The organism is Flavobacterium psychrotolerans, assembly GCF_003097635.1.
Taxonomy (GTDB): domain Bacteria; phylum Bacteroidota; class Bacteroidia; order Flavobacteriales; family Flavobacteriaceae; genus Flavobacterium; species Flavobacterium psychrotolerans.
Window position 1 is genome coordinate 1 of record NZ_QCZI01000039.1, and the last position, 2,100, is coordinate 2,100.

A 2,100-nucleotide genomic window follows, 5' to 3' on the forward strand; every position below is an offset into this window, starting at 1 on the left:
AGACCTACCATTACATGGTTTAGCCGTAGAATACGGGGCCATAGCTCAGCTGGGAGAGCGCCTGCCTTGCACGCAGGAGGTCAGCGGTTCGATCCCGCTTGGCTCCACCACTTTCGCCGTACGCAGTAGCTAGTCAGAACTTAGAAATCAACATTCGTGAATGAATGTTGATTTCTGACTTTTGTCAGATCGTTCTTTAAAAATTCGGATATGTGATAGAAATAGACTGAACACCAGTTTCACTGCTGGTGGATCAGGCTAAGGTAAAATTTGTGAGTTCTGCTCGAAAGAGCGACGTGCGAATTTTCGGCGAATGTCGTCTTCACAGTATAACCAGATTGCTTGGGGTTATATGGTCAAGTGAAGAAGCGCATACGGTGGATGCCTTGGCAGTCAGAGGCGATGAAAGACGTGGTAGCCTGCGAAAAGCTTTGGGGAGTCGGCAAACAGACTGTGATCCAGAGATCTCTGAATGGGGGAACCCAGCCAGCATAAGCTGGTTATCTTGTACTGAATACATAGGTGCAAGAGGCGAACCAGGGGAACTGAAACATCTAAGTACCCTGAGGAAAAGAAATCAACCGAGATTCCCTTAGTAGTGGCGAGCGAACGGGGACCAGCCCTTAAGTTGGTTTGAGATTAGTGGAACGCTCTGGAAAGTGCGGCCATAGTGGGTGATAGCCCCGTACACGAAAATCTCTTATCAATGAAATCGAGTAGGACGGAGCACGAGAAACTTTGTCTGAATATGGGGGGACCATCCTCCAAGGCTAAATACTACTGACTGACCGATAGTGAACTAGTACCGTGAGGGAAAGGCGAAAAGAACCCCGGAGAGGGGAGAGAAATAGATCCTGAAACCGTATGCGTACAAGCAGTGGGAGCCTACTTTGTTAGGTGACTGCGTACCTTTTGTATAATGGGTCAGCGACTTATATTCAGTGGCGAGCTTAACCGAATAGGGGAGGCGTAGCGAAAGCGAGTCTTAATAGGGCGTTTAGTCGCTGGGTATAGACCCGAAACCGGGCGATCTATCCATGGGCAGGTTGAAGGTTAGGTAACACTGACTGGAGGACCGAACCGACTACCGTTGAAAAGTTAGCGGATGACCTGTGGATCGGAGTGAAAGGCTAATCAAGCTCGGAGATAGCTGGTTCTCCTCGAAAGCTATTTAGGTAGCGCCTCATGTATCACTGTAGGGGGTAGAGCACTGTTTCGGCTAGGGGGTCATCCCGACTTACCAAACCGATGCAAACTCCGAATACCTACAAGTGCCGAGCATGGGAGACACACGGCGGGTGCTAACGTCCGTCGTGAAAAGGGAAACAACCCAGACCGTCAGCTAAGGTCCCAAAGTCATGGTTAAGTGGGAAACGATGTGGGAAGGCTTAGACAGCTAGGAGGTTGGCTTAGAAGCAGCCACCCTTTAAAGAAAGCGTAATAGCTCACTAGTCGAGTCGGCCTGCGCGGAAGATGTAACGGGGCTCAAACCATGCACCGAAGCTACGGGTATCACCTTTTGGTGATGCGGTAGAGGAGCGTTCTGTAAGCCTGTGAAGGTGAGTTGAGAAGCTTGCTGGAGGTATCAGAAGTGCGAATGCTGACATGAGTAACGACAATGCGAGTGAAAAACTCGCACGCCGAAAGACCAAGGTTTCCTGCGCAACGTTAATCGACGCAGGGTTAGTCGGTCCCTAAGGCGAGGCTGAAAAGCGTAGTCGATGGAAAACAGGTTAATATTCCTGTACTTCCAGTTATTGCGATGGAGGGACGGAGAAGGTTAGGCCAGCCTGGCGTTGGTTGTCCAGGTTTAAGGTGGTAGGCTGGAATCTTAGGCAAATCCGGGATTTCAAGGCCGAGAGCTGATGACGAGTTGCCTTTAGGCGACGAAGTGGTTGATACCATGCTTCCAAGAAAAGCTCCTAAGCTTCAGATAACTGGGAACCGTACCCCAAACCGACACAGGTGGTTAGGTAGAGAATACCAAGGCGCTTGAGAGAACTCGGGTGAAGGAACTAGGCAAAATGGCACCGTAACTTCGGGAGAAGGTGCGCCGGCGAGGGTCAAGGACTTGCTCCGTAAGCCCATGCCGGTCGAAGA

The 2,100-nt window shown here is 50.5% G+C and carries 1 tRNA gene and 1 rRNA gene; both read left to right on the forward strand.

The window, feature by feature from the left end:
- The first annotated feature begins 34 nt into the window (after positions 1 to 34).
- A tRNA-Ala gene (locus DB895_RS14025) sits at positions 35 to 110 on the forward strand.
- 244 nt (positions 111 to 354) lie between these two features.
- A 23S ribosomal RNA gene (locus DB895_RS14030) occupies positions 355 to 2,100 on the forward strand; the annotation flags it as partial.